General features: G+C 45.3%; 13 protein-coding genes and 3 pseudogenes. 9 read left to right on the forward strand and 7 right to left on the reverse strand.

Annotation, left to right across the window (positions count from 1 at the left end; genetic code table 11):
- Positions 1-262: 262 nt before the first annotated feature.
- A pseudogene (locus tag QUB77_RS19010) lies at positions 263-1,345 on the forward strand (RNA-guided endonuclease InsQ/TnpB family protein); the annotation flags it as partial.
- A gap of 176 nt (positions 1,346-1,521) precedes the next feature.
- Positions 1,522-1,695, forward strand: a complete 174-nt coding sequence (locus QUB77_RS19015; RefSeq protein WP_333176059.1) for a hypothetical protein — start codon at positions 1,522-1,524, stop codon at positions 1,693-1,695.
- A 57-nt stretch (positions 1,696-1,752) separates the two neighbouring features.
- Here QUB77_RS19015 and QUB77_RS19020 read toward each other — a convergent pair whose 3' ends face one another.
- Positions 1,753-6,693: a CHAT domain-containing protein gene (locus tag QUB77_RS19020; RefSeq protein WP_333176057.1), complete on the reverse strand. Its 4,941-nt coding sequence runs from the start codon at positions 6,691-6,693 to the stop codon at positions 1,753-1,755.
- An 81-nt stretch (positions 6,694-6,774) separates the two neighbouring features.
- On the opposite strand from QUB77_RS19020, the gene rnhA reads away from it, so the two are divergent.
- The 5 genes and pseudogenes from rnhA to QUB77_RS19045 all read left to right on the forward strand — a co-directional run.
- Complete coding sequence (gene rnhA / locus QUB77_RS19025) at positions 6,775-7,680, forward strand: ribonuclease HI (protein WP_333176055.1); 906 nt, start codon at positions 6,775-6,777, stop codon at positions 7,678-7,680.
- A 228-nt stretch (positions 7,681-7,908) separates the two neighbouring features.
- Positions 7,909-8,697, forward strand: a complete 789-nt coding sequence (locus QUB77_RS19030) for a HipA family kinase (protein ID WP_333176053.1) — start codon at positions 7,909-7,911, stop codon at positions 8,695-8,697.
- Positions 8,675-9,139, forward strand: a complete 465-nt coding sequence (locus tag QUB77_RS19035; RefSeq protein WP_333176051.1) for a DUF3037 domain-containing protein — start codon at positions 8,675-8,677, stop codon at positions 9,137-9,139. The genes QUB77_RS19030 and QUB77_RS19035 overlap by 23 nt, the downstream gene beginning before the upstream one ends.
- A 220-nt stretch (positions 9,140-9,359) precedes the next feature.
- Positions 9,360-10,090, forward strand: a pseudogene (locus tag QUB77_RS19040) (IS1 family transposase).
- A gap of 64 nt (positions 10,091-10,154) precedes the next feature.
- A pseudogene (locus tag QUB77_RS19045) lies at positions 10,155-10,819 on the forward strand (IS5 family transposase); the annotation flags it as partial.
- Positions 10,820-11,705: 886 nt separating this feature from the next.
- Here QUB77_RS19045 and QUB77_RS19050 read toward each other — a convergent pair.
- From QUB77_RS19050 to QUB77_RS19070, 5 genes are all read right to left on the reverse strand, one after another.
- Positions 11,706-12,281, reverse strand: coding sequence for an alpha/beta hydrolase (locus QUB77_RS19050; RefSeq protein WP_333176049.1), 576 nt, complete (start codon positions 12,279-12,281; stop codon positions 11,706-11,708).
- A gap of 603 nt (positions 12,282-12,884) precedes the next feature.
- Positions 12,885-13,193, reverse strand: a complete 309-nt coding sequence (locus tag QUB77_RS19055) for a DUF3493 domain-containing protein (protein ID WP_333176047.1) — start codon at positions 13,191-13,193, stop codon at positions 12,885-12,887.
- Positions 13,194-13,361: 168 nt separating this feature from the next.
- Complete coding sequence (locus QUB77_RS19060) at positions 13,362-14,594, reverse strand: DUF445 family protein (RefSeq protein ID WP_333176045.1); 1,233 nt, start codon at positions 14,592-14,594, stop codon at positions 13,362-13,364.
- A 118-nt stretch (positions 14,595-14,712) separates the two neighbouring features.
- Complete coding sequence (gene ubiE / locus QUB77_RS19065; protein ID WP_333176043.1) at positions 14,713-15,426, reverse strand: bifunctional demethylmenaquinone methyltransferase/2-methoxy-6-polyprenyl-1,4-benzoquinol methylase UbiE; 714 nt, start codon at positions 15,424-15,426, stop codon at positions 14,713-14,715.
- Between the two features lie 397 nt (positions 15,427-15,823).
- Positions 15,824-16,768 (reverse strand): response regulator, encoded by a 945-nt coding sequence (locus QUB77_RS19070; RefSeq protein ID WP_333176041.1) that lies wholly within the window; start codon positions 16,766-16,768, stop codon positions 15,824-15,826.
- 156 nt (positions 16,769-16,924) lie between these two features.
- Between QUB77_RS19070 and QUB77_RS19075 the strand changes: the two genes are divergently transcribed.
- Positions 16,925-18,019, forward strand: a complete 1,095-nt coding sequence (locus tag QUB77_RS19075) for a RuBisCO accumulation factor 1 (RefSeq protein WP_333176039.1) — start codon at positions 16,925-16,927, stop codon at positions 18,017-18,019.
- A 313-nt stretch (positions 18,020-18,332) separates the two neighbouring features.
- Here the strand turns inward: QUB77_RS19075 and QUB77_RS19080 are convergent, their stop codons facing one another.
- A complete protein-coding gene (locus tag QUB77_RS19080; RefSeq protein WP_333176037.1) occupies positions 18,333-19,334 on the reverse strand; it encodes a DUF4349 domain-containing protein in 1,002 nt (333 codons plus the stop codon).
- Between the two features lie 456 nt (positions 19,335-19,790).
- Between QUB77_RS19080 and QUB77_RS19085 the strand changes: the two genes are divergently transcribed.
- The gene (locus QUB77_RS19085; RefSeq protein WP_333176035.1) at positions 19,791-22,247 is read left to right on the forward strand and encodes an ATP-dependent helicase; all 2,457 of its coding nucleotides are present in this window, start codon (positions 19,791-19,793) and stop codon (positions 22,245-22,247) included.
- Positions 22,248-22,276 lie beyond the last annotated feature (29 nt).

Consider the following 22,276-nt stretch of genomic DNA (forward strand, 5'->3'; position numbering starts at 1 on the left):
CTGGTCTGCTTCTGGTTTGACTGCTGCTTTCTCTGGTTTTTGGAGCAGGTCCGTTGATGGGGGTTTTGATGAAGTCTGACTAATGGTTCGACTTTTGCCCGTAGCAATAGCTAGTTTTTCTGGCAATTCTGATGATGATTTTTTGCATCCTCAGCACCATTTCCACTCCTTCAGCTCTCTGGTGGCTGCGGGCTTTTTCATTGGTTTATTTTACCAGATGCCGCCACTGAAGTTTTTTTTTTGACCTGAATCCGTACCTTGGTACACTGGGATAGACTCAACAGTCCTAAAGCAGAATGTTAAACGCTTGCATACTGCTTACAACAATTTCTTTGCAGGCAGGGGTTTTCCTCAATTCAAAAACCGAAGTAATTTTACATCCTTTACCTGTGTAATGGGTGTAAAAATACAAGGGAACAAAATCTATCTCCCTAAATTAGGCTGGATGCAATTCTCTAACTCGCGTCCGATTCCAAATGGGTTTACCATCAAGGCTTGTACCGTTAGAAAACGTCAAGATGGTTGGTATATTTCTCTCAGGATAGAAGATAAATCTGTTCCTGAATACAAGTCCCGACCTCTGGAACAAGTAACAAAGGTAATTGGATGCGATTTGGGCATTACCAAATTAGTTCACCTGTCTGACGGTTATCAAATTGAAAACCCTAAATTTTCAACTGCGAAAAAGGCTAAGCGAATCCTGGAAATTAGACAGAGACGGGTGAGTCGCAAAGCTAAGGGAAGTAAGAAGCGCCAAAAAGCAATCAAACAAGTAGGTCGTTTTCATCAAAAGATTAGTGACCGACGCGAAGCCTACCAATGGAATATTTCTAATAAAATCGTATCTCGCAATGTGGACGCAATCGCATTGGAAAATTTAAATGTTTCTGGGATGATGCGTCGGTGTCAAGTGAAAAAAGATGAAAAAACCGGGAGATTTATTAAAAATGGGCAGTCAAAAAAGAAAGGACTAAACCTTGCTATCTCTGATGCGAGTTGGGGTACTTTAATTCGGAAGATCGAATATTTAGCTGCAAAGCAAGGAAAGGTTGTAATCAAAGTTAACCCCAAATACTCTAGTCAAGAATGTAGAAATTGTGGGCATCTCGATCAATCCAACAGAGATGGTGAAAAATTCATCTGTGTTGAATGTGGATACCACCAACACGCAGATATTGGCGCAGCAAAAACCATCAGAGCTCGAGTTTTGGAAATAGTACGTGGGGACTCCGCGAAACTTGGTGCTAGTCACCTAAACGCCCAAAAGATATCATCACGCTCAAAGAGCAAACGTGATGAGTTTGGGAACCTTGGTAACAAGGATATTACGGCCGAAATGCCTTAAGAATCCCCTCGGCTTCAGCCAGGGGAGTGTCAATTGAACAGCAGCGTAATCGGCGTGTCGCTATGAAAATGAAAACGGTCTGATACACAGATGTCGGCAAAGTCCAACAACAATTATGGTCGAAGTAGGAAATTCAGGGTTAATACATCTTCTTTTTGCCTAAATATTGTTCAGAAATGAATCCAATTGAATGGCAGTGGCAATATATCAAAAAAAATCAACGAGCCGGAAAAATGTTTGAGGATGAATTAGAGCTCGCTTATGCTGTAATTCATGGGGTAGAAGTTAGAGCAGAAAAAGGAAAGTATAGTACAGAACCTGTTCAATTTAACTCCCCTCAACTTACTTAATCCTTGGTTACATACTTGTAAATATTTCCCTCGACTTACTTAATCACTAATCACCAATCACCAAGGACTCCCAATCATCACAAAAGCCGACCAATAATAAGGATGCGACAACTTTAAATCCGCAAACCCTTGCAGCGAAGCCGGCAACTCCACCCCCTCACCCCGACTCAAACCGCGCAATCGGCCACCCTCCAAACGCACATCTCCCCGCAACATCGCAATTTGCGCTTGTCGCAGCGCCGCCGCCTTAATTCGCGCTGTCTTCAACTGCTGGTAAAACTCACTCATCAATCCCAAAGTACCTTCATCACTCACGTACCACAAACTTCCCAAAGCCGTTTGCACCCCCGCTTGTAGCGCCAAACCTCCGAAACCCAACTCCGCCTGTGCATCTCCCACCGCAGTCCGACAAGCACTTAAAACTAACATATTCACCTGCGGATCGTTCAATCTCAAATCCCGCAATTGATCCAGTCGCAGCCGACTATTCCACAATTGAATAAAAGAATTATTCGGTGCTCCAGGTCGAAATTCACCGTGAGTAGCTAAGTGAATAATGCCAAAAGGTCGGCTTTGATGCTGTCGCTTCAAATTATCCAAAGTGAAACCCTCATTTAGAAAAGTAACTCCCGGCCACTCTCTAGAAATAGCGGCTATTTCAGCAGGAACCGCAGGCAAAGGATTCAACTCGGAAAATTCCGAGGCACCCATTGCTAAAACTTGAGAATTTCTGAGATCGACGTAGCGAGTATCTGTTAAATTAATGCTGGGCATCAGGCTGAGACTGTACTTTTCTACTAAAAATTGCTGTCCGTCGTGCAAAGCCGCAAAGGGCATACCTCTCAAACCCCGATCGACCACAAAGGAAATAGTATCGGTTTCGCAGTTTTTCAAACTGTCCTCTAAAGGCGCCACTATCCACTTATAAAGCTGTTGGGAAGATGGTAGATAACTCGTAGTAGCCCGCACCCCCGGTTTGGTAATCTCATCCCTGAACTGAGTGACCACTTTTAGGAGTTCTGACCGGTTCGCAGCAGGCACACTTTTGTGCACCACTTCACCGCAAGAAGTGATCAGCATTAAATTTAATTCTTCGGGCTGCGAAAACAGATAAATTAAGCTGGGTTTCGTGCCAGTTTCTGCGGCCACGGATGCTAATTTTTTTTGAATTTCCTCTGGGGATACCAACTCGTCACTGATGTTTATCCCTAAATATTCCCCAAATTCTTGGCTGAAAGATTTGTCCAGCAGAGACAAAGCTTCCGATATTTTCCCTGCCTCTAAAGTCCTGCCGATGTCGCCGCGAAATGCTGACTGAATAACTGAATCTCTGATATTTGAATTGATGAAATTTCTCAGTTCTCTGGGAGAGTGCATTCTTTCGGGCGGCATCCTGTCTCGGGGTTTTCCTATATCTCGCAATATTCTATTTTGGTTCTGCCGCTGTTCGCGACTAAAGGGTTGGTTGCGATCGGGGAAAAGCCGGTTTCTATCTAATGGAAATCTACCGCTTGGCGATGGTGGCGGTTGATTTATGCCGGGTTGATTTATGCCGGGTTGATTTATGCCGGGTTGATTTATGCCGGGTTGATTTATGCCGGGTTGATTTATGCCGGGTTGATTTATTCCGGGTTGATTTATTCCGGGTTGATTTATGCCGGGTTGATTTATTCCGGGTTGATTTATTCCGGGTTGATTTATGCCGGGTTGATTTATGCCGGGTTGATTTATGCCGGGTTGATTGGTAGTGACGATCGCACTATTGCCTTGAGTGTAAGAATTTATGAAAGATCGGCCCTGAGTAATCGTACCCACAGGATTACTGGCGATCGCCCCAGCAGTACCGTTAGTCGTCGCATCTCCCACCGCAAAAGCCGTCGGCGGATTGACATCGCCGCCGCCGTGGCGGATCGTAACTGTACCGGGTTGAGTGCCGCCAAGAGTCGAGATGCTAACAGGAGTGCCGTTTTGGTCAAAACTACCCGTCACTCGAACTAAACCCGGAGTTCCTAGATTAACGTTACCGCCCGGAGCATTGAGCGATACAATGCTCATACCATTTTGAGCGTTAAGATTTACTGTAGAAGTGCGATCTGCACCAACAACAGGATTAACATTTATTTGCCCAATTACAATTTCGTTTCCGCCTAAAATTCCGACACTTTCAACAGCACTTATATTACCACTGCTGACAGTTCCACTGCCGCTAGTGACATCAACTGCAACTCCCTGCAAATCCCCTGAATTCACATCCAGCGGCGCTGTTAAATTGACATTTCCTGTTGTGGCGTCCGCATTGCGAATATTAATCCTTCCCGAATTGCTATTTACATTAACTCCCACACCCCGTAAATTCCCTGCATTTACATCTAGCGGTGCTGTTAAATTGACACTTCCTGTTGTGGCGTCTGTATTGCCAATAATATTAATACTTCCCGAATTGCTATTTACATTAACTCCCACTCCCCGCAAATCTCGTGAATTTACATCGAGCGGCGCTGTTAAATTGACAGTATTTTCGGTTGCTGTAGCGCTTCCAATATCCATACTTCCTGAAGAGGTATTTACATTAACTCTTGTTCCCAGCAAATCCCCCGAATTTACATTTTCCGAACCTATTATATTAATATTCCCCAGAGAGGTAGTATTGCCGATCGCAATATTTCCGCGATCGCTCTTGAGTTCCACAGATCCCCCCAGCAAACTCCGTGAATTTAAGTTACTGGTTGCTCTCAAAGCAATCGTAGCCGCCGGAGCATTGATGGCATCAACGCTAATATTATTTAGGGCGTCCAGATTGACTGTGGAAAGGATGGGATTAACTGGATTTGTGGCGACAGGATTAACAGTTATTGCCCCTGTGCTGATGTCCTGTCCGGCTACAATTCTGACATCTCCCGAAGTAGCGATCGCACCCGTATTAACACTCCCATTGCTGGTGCTAGCATTGACAGTCGCAGCGGTGAGATTGCCTACCGTTAAGTCTCTAAAAGCTGTCAAATTGATATTCTCTGTTGCTGTAATATTGACAGGTGTAGTATTAGGCACAATGGTATTGGGATCGGTCAAAACCCCCAATGCCCCGGAGTTACTGGTAATATCAACATTAGAACCCTGCAAAGTCCCAAAATTCACATTGCCAAAAGCTCTGAGTGCGATCGCCCCGGAAGTCCCAGTATCGATCGACCCTGTTACTATATTGCCTCGAACAGTATTCAGACTAATACTGCCGTTGATATCACCACGAGAAATGTCACTTGTCAAGATAATATTGTCATTAGCTTGAATATTAATTGTCGAACTAGAGGTTAATCTGCCCCCAACAAGCACTCCGGCTTCCCTGCTTTCGATATTAATTTGACCGCCATTAATATCTCTAGTTGCGATACTTCCCGGCGCTGACAAAATTACAGGCCCACCGACAGAAATATTTTCAACAGAAATCAAATTGCTTGAGAAAAGTGGACTTGTAAATATTGAATCTTCACCTAAACTGTTACTAGCAGGATTTAGCAGACTTGCCACTCCCGCCCGCAGAATTAACGCGGGACTGCTGGTTAAAATAGCAATATCTGGATCGTCACTCACATTTTCCCTACCCAATGCAATATCGGGGCCGATAATTGTAATATCGTCGGCAAGAATGCTCCCCTTTGCCTCGACTTTCAGCGAAACACCGGTATAGTCTCCCAAGAAAACATCTGCTTCCGAACTGATAATCGGATCGAATAAACTGACAAAGTTTCCCGGCATTCCCGACAAATTGCGAATCGAAAAATTTCCGCCAGAAACAAAGTGAGAATCTCCCGAAATAACGCCGTTGCTAACCAAACTCAAATTGCCGCCGCTTTGGAATTGCGGGGGAAGAGACAAGCTGCCGATCGCATTTTGAGTGAGAATATCAATAGTGCGAGATCCCTGAATGTATAAATTCCCCCCAGCCTGCGCCAAAAAAGGATTCTGGGCGCTGTCCCTGACCCGCACCGCATCCCCACCCAGCAAACTCAAATCCCCCGTAGTTTGCAGCCTAGCGCCCGCTAACGTGAGATTTTCCGCAGCCCATAAATTCGCACTTCCCGCATTCAACTGCGGCAGCCCTGACACATTAGCAGCAATCGCCACATCCCCAGAATTCACCTGCAAACCAGAACCCACAAGCCGCACAGAACCGTCATCGGCAACCGCAACACCAGCCGCCTGATTTTGCCCAGTACCTGTCAGCAACTGCGGCAAAGAAACAGGATTCAAAGTTTGTGGAGAATTACCAACATTTCCGCCCGTTGCTATTTCCAAACTCAACAAATGCCCCGGTTGACTAATGCGGAGAACATTTCCGCCCCCAACAGCAGCAACCGTAATTTGCCCGCCCGCAGCCGACAACTGCCCGGTACTAACAACCGTACCGCCAAGCAAAGCCAAATTTTGCCCCGGAGTCACAGCTAAATTGCCAGCATTAACAATACTTCCGGGTACACCCGCACCAAAATAAAAAGCATTTGGCGTACCAACCAAGGCGCTAAAATTATTTGTACCCGCAGCATTAAACCAATTTGAACCAAAACCGACACCATTGGCAGTAGTTGCAGTAAAAGCCGCCGGCACATTCAAACTCGCGTTCGGGCCAAACACAATCCCCGCAGGATTAATTAAAAAAAGATTAGAATTGCCGCCCGTGACAGTAATTAAACCGTTAATTAGCGAAGCGTCCCCGCCAGCAATTCGAGCTAATATATTCTGAATAGCCGAATTAGTCAGAAAATTAGCAATTTGACCTTCATTTAAGCCAAACTGCCCAAAACTGTGAAAAAGATTCGCACCGTCTCCCGACAAACTGCCGCCGTTGATATCATAGCGGTTGCCGATCGGGGTGACAACAGTACCCGTACCGTCTGCAGCAGGCACTATGGGCTGTGCTTGCGCGAAAGTATTAAAAATTAACAAAGAAAACGGACAAATAAATAGCGCAACCTTTTTAATTTTGAAGTTGGCATTTTTCATAGCAGCAAGTAAAACTATCGCAATTGCCTTAATTATCGCACTTGCAAACAACTTACCTCTAAATTACACATTAATTCGCTCATGACAACTCCCAAAATCAAAAGCCTTTACACAGACGGCGCTTGTTCCGGCAACCCAGGCCCAGGTGGCTGGGGTGCAGTAGTTTGTTTCGCCGACGGCAACTGTCACGAACTTGGGGGTGGAGAACCCCAAACTACTAACAACCGCATGGAAATGCAAGCTGCCGTCGCTGCGCTGGAATTTTTTGCGAATTCCGGTCAAACCGAACCAGTCACCGTTTACACCGATAGCGAATACGTTAAAAACGGCATCACTAAATGGATTCAAGGCTGGAAAAATAAAGGCTGGAAAACCTCAACCGGAAAAGATGTTGTCAACCAAGACCTCTGGCATCTGCTAGACAAGCTGAATTCCCGGCAAATCAAGTGGGAACACGTCCGCGGCCACTCCGGGGACTTCTACAACGACAGATGCGATGAAATCGCCCGCAGCTTCTCGCACAATCTCACTCCCGAACTGCAACAGCGCAAACCAACGGGAGACGAGGCCGGGGCGGGCACGGGGGCACCGCCCCTACACTTTGACAACACAATTGTTTCGGAAGAAACGGACGCAACTGGTAACAAAACGATAGAATCCTATGTCATAACTTCTGACCTTCCGATCTCCAACTCTACCATGATGGATTCAACTGCCGATACCCTGGAGAACTTGCCCCGCGAGGTGAGGGTTCAAGACCTCCGCAATCTGATCGAAACGTTGCACATCGCCGACGAGGTTGCGACGAAAGGCTACTTGATTACCAGTTCTGAACTGGCTGATTTGATGGATGTCAATGCCAGCGCTGTCACCAGTCGTGGAGACAACTGGGTTTGGCGGAATTGGGTAGTTTCGCGGGTGCGGCGCGAAGGCAACCAAATTCTCTGGCAATTAGAGAGAATCGACCACGTTAGTACAACTGATTAGTGGTTAGTCATGAGTTATTAGTTGATTAATAACTGATGACTAATGGCTGTCTCAAAGCAAGATTTGGCAAAATTCCGTAGGGACACAACATTGTTGTGTCCTTTTAGTCATCAGTTTAGTCAACAGACTACTTAATATCAGCCCCAGTTAAATGAAAGAATCCAACTGTAAACCCCTGCTCCCAACCCTCATAAAATCAGTGATTTCCCATCGAAAGTCGAAAATAGCATGAGTATCAGCTTGCGAACAGTCACTGCTACCAGATATGTCACTCCCTTACGCGAGGGCGGGTCGCTACCCGCGATCGTCGAAGCAGATGATGATGGTATGTACGTGCTCAAATTTCGCGGTGCGGGTCAGGGAGCCAAATCTTTGATCGCGGAGTTAGTGGCGGGAGAGATTGCTCGCGCTTGCGGACTCCCAATCCCCGAACTCGTCTTTGTTGAACTCGATCCCGAACTGGCTCGCACTGAGCCTGACCCGGAAATTCAAGATTTGATCCGAGCAAGTGCTGGCCTCAACCTCGCCCTCGACTATCTCCCGGGCTCGATAACTTTTGACCCGATAGCGGGGAAGTCCGACGCGGATTTGGCCTCAGAAATTGTCTGGTTCGATGCTTTTGTGACTAACATCGATCGCACGCCGCGCAATGCAAATATGCTGGTATGGCACCGCCGGCTTTGGCTGATCGATCACGGTGCAGCCCTCTACTTCCACCACACCTGGAAAGATTATCTCTCGCGCAGCCGCGATCGTTTTCCGCCAATCAAAGACCACGTTCTACTGCGTTTTGCCAGTACGCTGGAAGCGGCAAATTCAAAGATGAGTCAAACGCTAACCCCGGACATCATTCGCAATATTATTAAACTAATTCCTGATACTTGGCTGGTGGGAGATTCTCCTTTCAGCGATAGCAACCAACATCGGAATGCTTATATCGAGTACCTGCTAAATCGGCTAGAATCACCACATATTTTTTTGGAGGAAGCGATTAGTGCCAGATCGATTTCTTTATGATTACGCCATTATCCGTGTCGTTCCCAAAGTCGAGCGCGAGGAGTTTATCAACGTGGGGGCGATCGTTTCCTGCGGTACGAAAAAATTCCTCGAAGCCCGTATAGAAATTGATGAACAGCGCTTGATGGCGATCGACTCAACGTTGGATTTGGAAATGATTCGCAATCACCTAGCAGTCATTCCCATCATTTGTGCAGGCGGCAAGGAATCTGGGGCGATCGGTCAACTTCCGCACAGAGAGCGCTTTCACTGGCTCGTAGCACCCCGCAGCACGATCGTTCAGACATCGCGGGTACACACTGGTTTTTGCCAGAGTCTACCGGGTGCGATCGAACACTTGCTCGATACAATGGTGCGATCGTCTTGCCGAAAACCATCTGTAAACGATCGGTTGCTAGCGGCTGGAATTGACACTCAGGAGATGCGATCGCACTCTAGTTAGCGTCAGCTTGTCGGTTAGATGCTGCTTTGAGCTTGGTGGGCGATCTATAGATTTCGGAAAACACTCACAATATCCGAATTATTCATATCTCTATTCTCGACAAGCGCGTGAATCAGCGTCAATCCATTGTCATCTGCGGTTAATACATTGGTAGTGCCATGAAGGAAAGGATGGAGTAAACTTAAGCTACTATTAGAGAGAAGTGTTTGCCATTGGTGATATGACAGTAGAAATTAATTCTTGCCCGAATTGTGGCTCCGAATAAGTTAGTCGTAACGGTCAGACTCCGCATGGTAAACAAAACTACAAATGTCGAGAATGTGGTCGTCAATTTGTTCTAAATCCCGCGTGGAAAGCTATTACGAAAGAACAACAGGAGTTAATCCAGCGGATGCTACTTGAACGTATTTCACGGCGGCCGGAATCGATCGGGTATTACAAGTGTCAGAAGATACAGTGCAGCGGTACGTAAATGCTCTCTTCTGTTGTTGTTAAGAAGCAAGTGTCGCGGAGTACCAAGCCAAAAAAGCGCCTGAATGTTTAGATGGATGAGTTATAGTCGGCAAGTTGACAATAAAGGCAATCAGCAGTGGGTTTGGCTGGCATTGGATGCCCAGACTAGGGAAATTGTTGGTTTACATATTGGATCTCGTAGCGCAGTATCAGAAGAGTGCCTTATGGAATTCCATGCCACCTGTTTACCGTCAATGTGCTGTAATTTATACTGACCATTGGAGTGCTTATGATTCTCTATTGCCCAGTAAACGTCATTATAGTGTAGATAAAGATAGTGGTTGTACCAGCTATATCGAGCGATTTAACTGTACCCTTCGACAACGAGTATCTCGATTGGTGAGAAAGAGCTTATCCAACTCTTAGAAATTGGAAAATCATATTGCTGCTGCAATTTGGAGTTTTGTACATCATTATAATGCTCGTTTACAACTCTAGATACCTACTTTTTTTTGAATTCGGTTTGGTTTTATTATCTTGATCCTTTCCTTCAGGCCACTACCAAGAACAGGTATTAGGATCATTGGAATATTGGCGAGCATATCGAACATATTTTCATATTGCGACAAATTGGGGAGTATCTGAATCAACTATTTGCCGAATTGTAATCGACATCGAATCAACTTTAATGAAAACGGAAAAATTCCGTCTTCCTGGGAAAAAAGCATTACTCAAAAACTCTGATTATCCAGCAGTCGTGGCGATTGATGTCACAGAAACAGCTATTGAACGACCAAAAAAAACAGAAAAAATATTATTCAGGCAAGAAGAAATGTCATACCCTCAAAACTCAATTGGTCCTTAATCAAGAGACAAGAGCAATTATTTGCACTGCTTTTGGGGAAGGGCATTGCCACGATTTTAGCTTGTTTAAAAAAAGTAAAATTCCTGCATCATCCCGAAACAGATAGCTTACAAGATAGTGGGTATCAAGGCATAAAAGATTATCATTCCAATAGTTATATTCCTAGAAAGAAACCTAAAAATGGGAAACTTTCTCTCTTAGAAAAAGAATACAATCGAACTCTAGCACAAGAACGAATTGTCATTGAACACGTTAACCGGAGTCGGAAAATTTTTAAAATCTTGTCGAGTCGTTATCGGAATCGTCGTCGTCGTTATGGTCTGCGTTGTAATTTGTTAGCAGCAATTTATAATTATGAGTGAGCTTCGTGGGGGATTAAATTGAAAGCCTTCTATTATAGCAGAATTTTTTTTTGCAAGATATCTAATATCTCTCTATATTTATCTGTAGCTTTTTTGTGATTTCCCTTCATTCTCTCATCTATTAGACTTTCTAGATTGTCGGGGTTTCCCTTCACACACCAATAAGATACTTTGTTTACTGAACCACCCAAAAATTCAGCGATTTTCGATGGCGTTTGGCCGTTATTGAGCAATAATAATATCAAAATTATTTCTGGAAAATTTGCATTTTCTTCCTCTTTTAAGGCTTTTTGTAGTTGCTCTATTTGTTGGGATTGAGATGGTTTTTGGCTGGCATTTTTGTATTTATTGACTCAACTAAATTTTTATTATACCCTATTTAAATGCAGAACAGCTTACCAGACAATGTTATTTTACTATTTCAGCCTCCGGCTTGTCCCGAAGTAAATCCGACAGAAAGAGTGTGGGAATATCTGAAAGATTTTTTAGCTTAGTCGGTGTTTAGTAATTTTGACGAACTCCGCATAAAAGTCCAGGAAATTTTGGCATCTTTCACGCCCGCGTGTCATTGGTTTTCTCACCGGATGGTCTTGGATCTTACATTCTCTATCTCTATCACATCTTTTAAAAAATGGTATAAACTGTCGAAAATCTATACCGATATAGATTTTACAGCAAAGTTATCTGATTTTAGATTTGAGATTTTAGAATTAGGAATGACTGAGCCCCGTCAGGTTTGGAGCTAGCCTGCTGTTAGATTTTGTTTTTAACTCGTGTCAAAATTAGGCAAATTTTGCATAAAAAAATGTAACTCCCCTGTAATTGATGCAGGTTCAGCAACATTCTGCGATCGCTCGAAGCAATCAACGGTTCTTGACCAAATCCACTACAATCTAGGCAGACGAATCTTGTTCAAAATGTCTTGCAGCCGTTCTGAAACGCCGCCCAATTGTTCTGACAAAGCTACCAGTTGACCGTAAGCTTCAACTAAGCGATCGCCCTCAACATAAACTTCTGCAGTAGGATAATTCTTCATCGCTTCCAGCAGCGTAATCTCGTTATCATTAGTTGCAGACAGCACCAAGGCATCGCGCAAAGCTTCTCGATTTGCATTCCCAGAAGGAGTGCGAATTACCTGACCCAGTTCATCGAGAATTATTTCCCCAACCTTGCTCTTAAGCGTCCGATCCAAAAAGCTTTGACTGACTTTTACTGGTCTCATGAGACTGTTGCGAACCGCTTCTGGGTCTTTTTTTGCTTTTCCCAGCAGCATTTCTAACGCGGGCGACATTTGCCCAGTTTCTGCAAAAATTTCTAATTCGCTGACTGGTAAAGTCATTCGGATCGCACTGTATTTGAGCACTACCTTTTCGGCCGCCGCCGCCGCATTGCTGTAAAATACAATTCCCGCGCCTGCTGCCAAAAATACTGTCCACCGCCCTTTGAAAAATGATTGACCCATAGTAAAATCTCCCAACATCTTTTTCTACTTCGACTTTGACACATCTCATTAGTTACTGCACAGGCTAAGGTCTTCGGGAAATACCAAATTATTCGATCGCCCCAGCCGTTATACCATTTTAGATTTTAGATTTTAGATTTTAGATTTTAGATTGGCAAATGACTGATCATCGTGATTTCGAGTAGGGGCCTACAGTTGCAGGATTTTTGGGAAACTGGTATTACCTGTATCCGATGCTAGGCAAAAAACTCGGTTCAGGGCCCTAGTACGGGCTTTTGACTCTGTGGGCGGTGTGCACCCTAATGATTCTCTCTCCCAATCTCCCGATCCTAGCAAAATGCCGAACGCCAGCTCTTCTATCCGTGAAGGCTGGCGCTGGGCTTAAATTTATTTTATATATTTAGGGTCTTTATGAAAGCTGACCCCAATTGAACGAATTACAAGCGGTTTATGATTAGGGCCTTTAAATTTGCTGACCCCAATTGAAGCCACATCATTATCATTACAGGGATCGCTGGCAAACCAGGATTTCATAATAATTTCTTTATATTTCTAACTTTTCCTTGCGTCAGATAGATATTTGTCTCGATTTATAAACTTTTGTTACTTCGACTTCGGGGATCGATCCTCGGCGCGCTGCTCCCAGCGAAACAGGAACACCATCAGGGCCACAACTCCGACTTGGAGGGCAAAATTGGGCAAAGCAGAGCCAATTTCCCGGCCAGAGGCAATTTTAGCGAGGAAAACCAAGCCGCCGATAAAGCCCGAAGCGCCACAAGCTATGTAAACAAACTGTCGCAGAGGCCGGTAGGGAGTGGCCATTTCTGCGGTTAAACGCTCGTATTGTTGGCGGCTGAGGTTGCGCGGGTTTTTGGGGATGTATGTACGATCGTCCGAATTTGGGGCTGGCATAGATTTAGGAAATAGGTAAATTAGGATTGGGCCACAAAAACCCGATTTATACCAAAAATCCTCTGGCTGAGGTGGCCAATACGGTCGAAAAACCTGGTTTTTGGTACTTTGGGCGCAAGTCGAGTGAATATTAGACTATAACAAATATCTCACAACTGCCGAAACAAATCACCGCTGAATCAAAAGCACAACTGTTTGCAAACAGCCGACAAAAACGCCCAAAATGCCTCCTAAATTTACAATTCCCTGCAACTCGCTTTTGACAATTCCCTGAATTGCTAACTCCAACTCTTCAGGAGAAGTACCTTTGACTCGATCGACAATCACCTGGTCAATATTCAAAATCGGGATAGCCTGAGCTACAATATTTTCTAAATCCCGCTCTAAATAGCGCTCTAAAACCAAAGCCAGTTCTTGGCTGACAATTCCGAGGGAAGTGCTCATCACCGCTGAAGTTTGCAATCGATTGAGAAGCAACCGCGAAATATTTTCCCAGTCAATAGATTTGCTCAACCCCTCAAGTACGTCTGTACCCCGCTGTTGAACATAGCTGCGAACACTGTCGCGCATAGTTTTTCGCAACTGTCTCACAGTCGAAACCGGTAAATTTTGCATCGACAAATTTTGCAGCCATTCCTGAATTCGCCCGCGAATTCCCAAAGAAACAGTTAACTCTGCTAACCGCTGATTTGTCGCTTCTCTGTCATCCAGACAAAAAGTCCGCAGCCGAGTTAAAGTGTTCCGCAAACCAAACAAATTTGCTACTACCCAATAAGTGCCGCTGGTTTTTTCTCGAAACCCTTCATCAATGATCGAAATATTGCGATCCGTCAAAAAGTCAATTAAAGCCTGCCGCAGCACTTCCGGGGGTATTACTACTTGCAACAGCCAATCAGCAAGCTGAGCCGCCTGAGATTCTGTTAGCTGAATCTCCAGCAAAACTTGGTCAAAAATTTGATTTAGCTGAACTTCTAAAAAATCTTCCCGGCGCGCCAAAACTTTGAGAATTCGCGGCACAGATTCCCCCAGCAAATCTCGCAGAATGTTAGCAAGAATTTTAGCGGTTTTTTGCTCTGCGTCTGCTTTTACCTGATCCAGCGCCAACTGCAACAACCAGAGAATCACCGACTGCATCCGCTCGGTTTGCAGGAGGCGGCGGGCTAAGTTTTGCAGCTCCTCTGGCGTCAGCAGCGAACCCATAATTGTGTCGGAAATTCGCTTTGCTAAACGCTCTTGGTTGCGGGGGATCAAGCCTGGAGTGAAAGGCAACTTCCGCCCTTTGATGTAAATAGCTCGATAGGGACGGAACAGCATTTTGATAGCTATATCGTTAGTGAAATAGCCAATAATTCCTCCCACTACAGGTGGGGCCAACAACAGCCAAATTTCAGACGGATTCATAAGATTTTAGATTTTAGATTTTAGATTTTAGATTTACTCCACAGATGAATCTGGGGGGTTGAACCTTGGTCTAAAATTTTGATCGGGCGTATTGGCTCGACCGAAACTGCAAGCATTTTTAATTGTCAATTGCTTTGGTTAATACCAATACTCCCATCATAGCTCCGGCAATGGGGTAGTGGGTGGCGGCGGCAAATCCGGCTTTGTTGGCGATCGCGACTTGCTGCTGGCCGATCGGGAATTTTTCTAAACTAGGATTAATGTAGGCATATTCTTGAGTCATGCCAAATTGCTGAGCAATGGGCACTACGAGACTGTCTAAATAAAACTGCTGAAAGCTCCGCATTAGGGAATTGCTGGGGCGGTGGAGGTCGAGAATAGCTGCTTTAGCACCGGGTTTGAGGACGCGGTGCAATTCCTGAAGACTGCGGGGGATGTCAGTCACGTTACGTAGGCCATAACCCATTGTGGCGCAGTCGAAGTAATTGTCAGCAAAAGGCAAGTCTAGCGCGTCAGCTTCTACCCAGGAAATGGGACTTGCAGGGGTGAGAAAAGGTCTCGCGCGCTTGGCCGCCACGGCCAATTGTTCGGCGGAAAAATCTACTCCAAATACGCAACCGTTCGGCCCTGCTTGTTTAGCCAGCAACAAAGCTAGATCCCCGCTACCGCAGCACAAGTCTAAACAAGTATTTCCGGGACTCGCACTGCTCCATTTCACCGCCATTTGCTTCCAAATCCGGTGTTGCCCAAAGCTCAACCAGTCGTTCAATTGATTGTAAACTGGTGCAATCCGATTAAATATAGTTTTAATTTCTTCGGCGTTATTAGTCATTAGTCATTGGTGATTGGTAAGTGGTGATTGGTAATTGGTGATTGGTAATTGGTGATTGGTAATTGGTAATTGCTAGTTTTTCATCACGTAAAAACAATTAATCCGTGCATTCAGGTCATGCTGTCGCCAGTCATTAATGCTGTTTATTGTTAGCTATCCGCGAGATTTGGTCTTGAATCCTTCGTTTGCTATTATTTTAAACTCTAGACAGAGAGCCGACTAATAACTAATGACTGACAACTAATGACTGATGACCCCGCCCAAAAACAGGTACAAGCTCCCGACAATCGTCGTGGAGATTCCAAAATTTTAGACTTTTGTTCAAGCTCCCACATTCACTGCGTTGCAAGTAAATCTAAAATCTAAAATCTAAAATCTAAAATCGACTGACTGATGACTAATGACCCTGAAAACTCGTCAATACCAAAGCAACTTCTTGAGCGGCGAGGTGAACTGTTGTGAGTTCGTCGGGGCGCAGGGAACAAGGTTGCTTCCACTGCATGGAAATCAGGGCGATCGATCGACCTTTGTGAATCACCGGGATGGTCAGGTGAGCTTGAATGCCGGATTTCTGATAGTGCGGCAGACTCGCTAGGTTTGTGTCGAGTCCAATATTCACAGCACCCTGAATAGTTTGAGAGGTAATTGCTTCTCGAACCAGAGGATCGTCTGCCAGCCAATTTTCCACAGGTGAACCAGTGGTGTGACAGCCTTGGAGTGGCATTAAAACATTTCCGTCCACCACTTGTAAAATGCAATTGTCCGCCAAAAAATTATCACTTATAGCAGTAGCAATTGGGTCTAAACTTGCTTCCAAACTCGGATAATCCACAGCCGTTTGCATGATTGTTGCTAACAGTTGTATTTGATTTTGAGCGCGATCCAATTCCTCAGTTCGCTGCTTGAGAATTTCATAAGTCTCGGCAGCCTTTTGCACCACCATTTTCAATTCGTTTGGGTCCCAAGGCTTGGTGATATACTTGTAAACCTGTCCTGAGTTAATCGCATCCACCAAGTCTTCAATGTCCGTAAAACCAGTCAAGATAATTCTGACCGTATTCGGAAACTGCGGCACGGTTTTGCTCAAAAACTCCGTTCCCTTCATTTCGGGCATCCGCTGGTCGGAAATGATGACGGCGACCTCGCCTTCGATGCCGAGGACTTCCAAGGCGCGAATTCCGCTCTCAGCTTTGAGCACGTTAAAATCTCGTCGGAAAGTGCGGTAGAGTAAATCCAGATTGTCTGGTTCGTCGTCTACTACCAGCATTTTGGGCTTTTTCGGTCTGTGTAGGGTCATGAGCTGGCGTTTAATTTGATCGAGCTCTGAAATGGCATTATCCATAACAATACGATAAACTCCCCTTTGTAAATTTAGGCGAGCAACTATTCTGTAACAATAGTCTCATAACTCACTTACTATTAATCTATCGCTCTGCCGCGACACGAGCTTGGCCGGTATCCAATCACACATAACTTAGCGCTAGTTTTTGATTCAATTATGACTGATAGACCGCAAGATTCATCCTCTCCTGCATCTGCATCCTCCACAAATGCTGTGGATGCCGAAAAGTTAATTCGATCGCTCCGCCGAAAAGAAGGCACTTGGGTAGAGTGGGGACAGGCCTGCACTGCACTTCTAAAAGCTGGCTACAACTCTCAAAGGATTTTTGAAGAAACTGGTTTTGAGCCAATTCAGCAAAATCAAGTAAGCGTCGCAGCCCAAGTCTACACCAGCATGGTAAATGCTGGGGCTTCAGAAGAAGTTCGATCGCACTTCCTGAGAAAAGGTAGTGATATCTTATACGAGTTTCGGATTCTCTCTCAAGTAGAGCGGGCCGGGGCGGCTGCTTTGATGCTAACCCACAATTTGGATGTTGACGATGCTCGCCAAGTTGCTAAAGCGATCAAGGAGTTTTCGCACTTCGGGAGTCTTCCCCAAGGGTTCACAGACACTCCCGGCGATGCTATGGCTTACCAATGCTGGCAATTGGCGAGACAGAAAAGCGATTTGCAAGAGCGATCGCGCTTAATTGCTCGCGGTTTAAAATTAGCTAGCAGCCAAACCGCTAGGGCGCAAATGGAGCAGTTGCTCGTCGATTTTACCGTAGTTCCGAGACGGGAAGCGCCCCGCTTGCCCGTCTACAGGCTCGATACCGAGGAACAATTGCCCCGGATTGTCCCGGTTGTGGGCAAATTGCCGCTTTCTACGACAGATTTGGTGGCAGTGCCTTTGCCGGAGGAAATCGAGCCATTCCGAATGGTAAAATTTTCAGGAGCAGGAGCTTGGGTGGCGGTTCCCGGATGGCAGGTAATTTTGAGCGCTGAAGATCCGGTGGCTGTTTTGGAAATGAGCGATAGATTGCCGGTACCGCTGCAAGGCAAAGTTGAAGAAGTTTTGATTATTGCCGATCGAGCCCAAAGACAGTGGGATGCTGAGAGTTATTTCCTAGCCGATAACGCTGGCAATTTAGAATTGTACTGGTTTGAACAATCCCCGGATATTCCTATTTTGGGGCGAGTTGTTCTGGTGATGCGTCCGAAAAAGATTGTGGATGAAGACTATACCAAAGATGGATGGCAAATTGATGATTAGTCAGTTGACAGTTGACAGTTGACAGTTGACAGTTGCCAGTTGTCATCCGTAGGGTATGTCGCCATCGAAAATTCTTAAACAGAGATCGACAATCTCATCGCGACGCACCTTCTATTATTTGCGATTTGCGATTTGCTATTTTCAATTTGGGCAGGACTTGCCCAACTGTTACATTAAATAAAAGTGCGATCGCAAGATTTCGAGGTTTTGTGCCTCGCTAATGACAACTATCAACTGTCAATACTTCGACGGGGCGATCGCACAAGCTATCAACTGTCAACTGTGCAACTGTCAACTGTCAACTGACTAATGACTACTGAGGCGGTTTCGGTTCTGGAGTTGTCGGATTAGAATTCTGTTTCTTAAATCGATTAAAGCCGTAAACCGCAGCCCCAATTAACAGAAAATAAGGACTGTAAGCCAACAGCCAAATACCCAAACCAAACAAACCGAGCGTCAATTCACCCACAGAATGAGTCGCTTTCCCCCAAGTTTCCTGCACCCGCAAACCTAGAGAAGGTTGGGGAGTTTGTTGAGCCGATACTGCTGCTTCTAGAGTTAAGCTAATAGTCGAATAGGCGACTTGATTTCGCAAACTCTTTAACTGCGCGTCAATGCGTTCGATCGACTCCCGAATATTGCTCAACTCTTGAGAAACTTTGAGCACATCGCCGACAGAACCCGATCGCTCCATAATTTTTAACACCATTTCCTCCGATTTGCGGAGGTTCCGCAATCTAGCCTCGCTGTCAACTAATTGATTGGTAACATCCTCAGCCGTCAGAGAACGGTTCTCTACAGTTCCGAGTTTTGCCAAAGCCTCTAAAGTAGTTTCTAAGCGTTCTTGAGGCACCCGAATCTCCACAGACGCGGTTTGGCGGACACTGGAATCCGGCGGCTTTTGATTTTGGAAACCCAAGATATCGCCTTGTTGTTTTTCGACAATATTAGTAACAGATTTAGTGCTGGCGTCAATAGATTTGACAACTACACTGAGTTGGGCTTTTTTAATCAGTTGGGGACGGGTTGCGGTCGTTTCTGCTGCTTTTTTTGATGCACCAGGAGTTTGTGACCTTGGGGCTGCTGGCTCGGGTGCGGGTGGGGGTGGTGGAGCCGATGCGGCCACTTGGTTTTCACGGCTGCTAGATGAAGCTGCGCCGCCTGTAGCGTTGGGCAGTGGAGATCCGCAGCTAGGCAAAGCAATGGCTGAAGATAAAGTTAAGAATACCGCCACAGCAAAACGAGTTGTGCTGTTGTTGGCGGGGTTTGGGTTTGGCTTGGGCGGGGAGGAATTGATTTTGAGGTGAGTTTTCATTTGGGTGACTCCTCTAAAAAAGGCTTGGGTATTGAATTTTATGCTGGTTTCAATTTAAGCTTCAATAGATAGTGTTAGTTTAGCCGATACCGAAATGGAAACGGTAGAGTTTGAATACTTTGGGATTTTTCACCGCAGATAAACGCAGATGAACGCAGATGAAAGCCAATAAATATCGGTATGATGACCGAAAACCATTTGGTCACAAGTCCCCGGATTCATCCGTGGAGCGAGAAAAAAGCTCCTCGCTCCCAATCGCCAGCCCCCGGATTTATGAGCTAGGTTGCTTTATTCAATCTAAAATCTAAAATCTAAAATCTAAAATCGATTGACGGTTCGGGATCGGGACATACGCGATCGCAACTAAAGCAACTCGGTGTCTGATACCCTTTAAAAAGGCTGAACGCTACAAATATTTTTCTAATCTAAAATCTAAAATCTAAAATCTAAAATCGCATGACAGATGAATTTGATACTGATTTTATGCGATCGACAACGAATATCGATCGCCCTAGCAACATTTCCTCTGGGTTAGACTCTGCCGTTGTTTTGCGAGAACAAGCTTGCCTTAAAATTCGGGAAAGCTTGCGTGCGGGGCAGCAGGACATGGCGGATTGGCAAGGCGGCCCCCTTGCTGTTTCGGCGGTTCCGGGGGCCGGGAAGTCTACGGGAATGGCTGCTGCGTCGGCAATTGCGATCGCCCGCAACCAGCTTCACAGCCGCCACCAGTTAATTGTCGTGACATTTACGCGATCGGCTGCTGCTAATATTAAAGCTAAAATTCGGGAAAGATTGGCCCAATTGTCTTTATCTCAAGGCGGTTTTGCGGTGCATACTTTGCACGGTTTAGCTTTAAATATTGCGATGCGCCATCCTGATTTGTCGGGTTTAAATTTAGAAAATTCAACATTAGTTACTCCCACTCAAAGTCACCGATTAATTCGTACCTGTGTAGAACTTTGGATTGCCGAAAATCCCCGCCGATATCAAGTTTTGTTGGAAGGACAGCAATTCGACGGAGAGGAAACGGAGAGGCTGCGGCGACAATCGGTTTTGCGGACGGAAATTTTGCCGCAGGTAGCTAAAACTGTGATTCACGAGGCGAAATCTTCTGGTTTATTTCCCGAACAGTTGTTAGAAATGAACGCTCTTGATACTGGGGACGGTTATGAGATTTTAGCTGTAGCTGGGGGTTTATATCAAAAATATCAGGCTTTGTTGAGGAGTCGGGAATTCATCGATTACGACGAGATGATTTTAGCCGCTTTGCGGGTGTTGGAAAATCCGAGGGCGAGGGCGATCGAGCAAAAGCAAGTATTTGCCGTTTTTGAGGACGAAGCGCAGGATTCTACACCTTTGCAGACTCGGCTTTTGGAAACATTGGCTATCGATCCCGATCGTCCTACTTTACCTCCCAATTTTATCAGAGTTGGCGACCCAAATCAAGCGATTAATTCTACTTTCACTCCCGCCGACCCGATTTATTTTAACGAATTTTGCGATCGGTGCGAAGTGGAAAATAAGTTAGCGACAATGGACGGGGCAGGCCGTAGCACCCAAGTAATTATCGATGCGGCTAACTTTATGTTGCAATGGGTAAATGGTTCGGAATTAGCGAAAAATGAAAAGCCTTTTCGCGACCAAACTATTAAGCCAGTACCGAGCAATGACCCGCAGCACAATGCAAATCCTGCCCCCATTGGTCGCGGCTTAGAATTGCATAGTCCCCGCGATATTTACCATACAATTGAGTTAATTGGGAAGCGGGTAATTGAGTTAGTTGAGGAATTTTTACCGGACGATTTTGAGTTGGGCAGGGATGGCAAAGATATCGACTCAGGCGAGGAAGCGAGCGAGGGGGAAAATAGTGCCAAATTGTCATTAGAAAATCTGAAATCGATGGCTATTTTGGTGAGGGAAAACAAACAAGGTAAGTTTATCAAAGAAGTGCTGGAAAATCCTCAAAAACACGGATTAAGCTTTGATTTGCGGAAATACGGGATTAAAATTGAGGATGTGGGAGAACGCGACAGACATTCTCAAGTACCTTGGGAAATCTTAACATTACTGCAATTTCTCGATCGCCCCCACTCTCCAGACTACCTGAAAGCAGCCTTAAAGATTTTGAGCGATCGGCAACTCATTCCCAAACAAGACTACAATGCTTTTGCTACCAGCCCCGAGCAATTCCTTTACCCAGGCCCGCTAGACCCGCAGCAGTCAGACCCCATTCGCAAATGCCGCTATTTTTGCTGCGGTTTGCTGCAAGCTAACTTAGAACTGCCACCCTACCAAATCATTTCATTCTTAGCCTTAGCGCTGCAATACGACCAAACAGAATTAGCCACCGCCGACAAATTAGCAGAACGAGTAGCAATCCAAACAGCCGGCAACAATTCAATGCGTAATATTTTGGACGTACTGAGCGAAATTGTCAGTTCCGAAAGATTTGAACCTGTGGATGCAGACGACAAAATAGAAGAACGCTATACCAGCAAAGGTCAACTAACAATTATTACCATGCACAAAGCCAAAGGATTAGATTGGGATTGTGTATTTTTGCCGTTTCTGCACGAACAAACCATCCCCGGAAATTTGCGAGTTTTGCCGCAAACCAGATTTTTAGGAGATTTCACTTTAGCAGAGGTAGCGAGAGCACAAATTCGAGCAAGTTTGCACGAAAAATATCCTTTACCTAATCTAGGCGAAGCCTGGGAACAAGCAGGTTATTTGAAAACAGCAGAAGAGTTTCGACTTCTGTATGTGGCGATGACGCGAGCAAAAAGCTTGCTGTGGATGGCGGCGGAGAAGAAAGGACCTTTTACTTGGAACAAACCAGAGAATTTGCAAGAGCAAAAACCTTGTCCGGTAATGCCTGTTTTGAAGCAGAGATTTCCGAGTAATGCGATCTAAAAGAAGTAAGAAGTAATCAGTAACAAGTA

Origin of the sequence: Microcoleus sp. AT9b-C3 (genome assembly GCF_036705485.1) — a bacterium.
In the GTDB taxonomy this organism is placed as follows: domain Bacteria; phylum Cyanobacteriota; class Cyanobacteriia; order Cyanobacteriales; family Microcoleaceae; genus Microcoleus.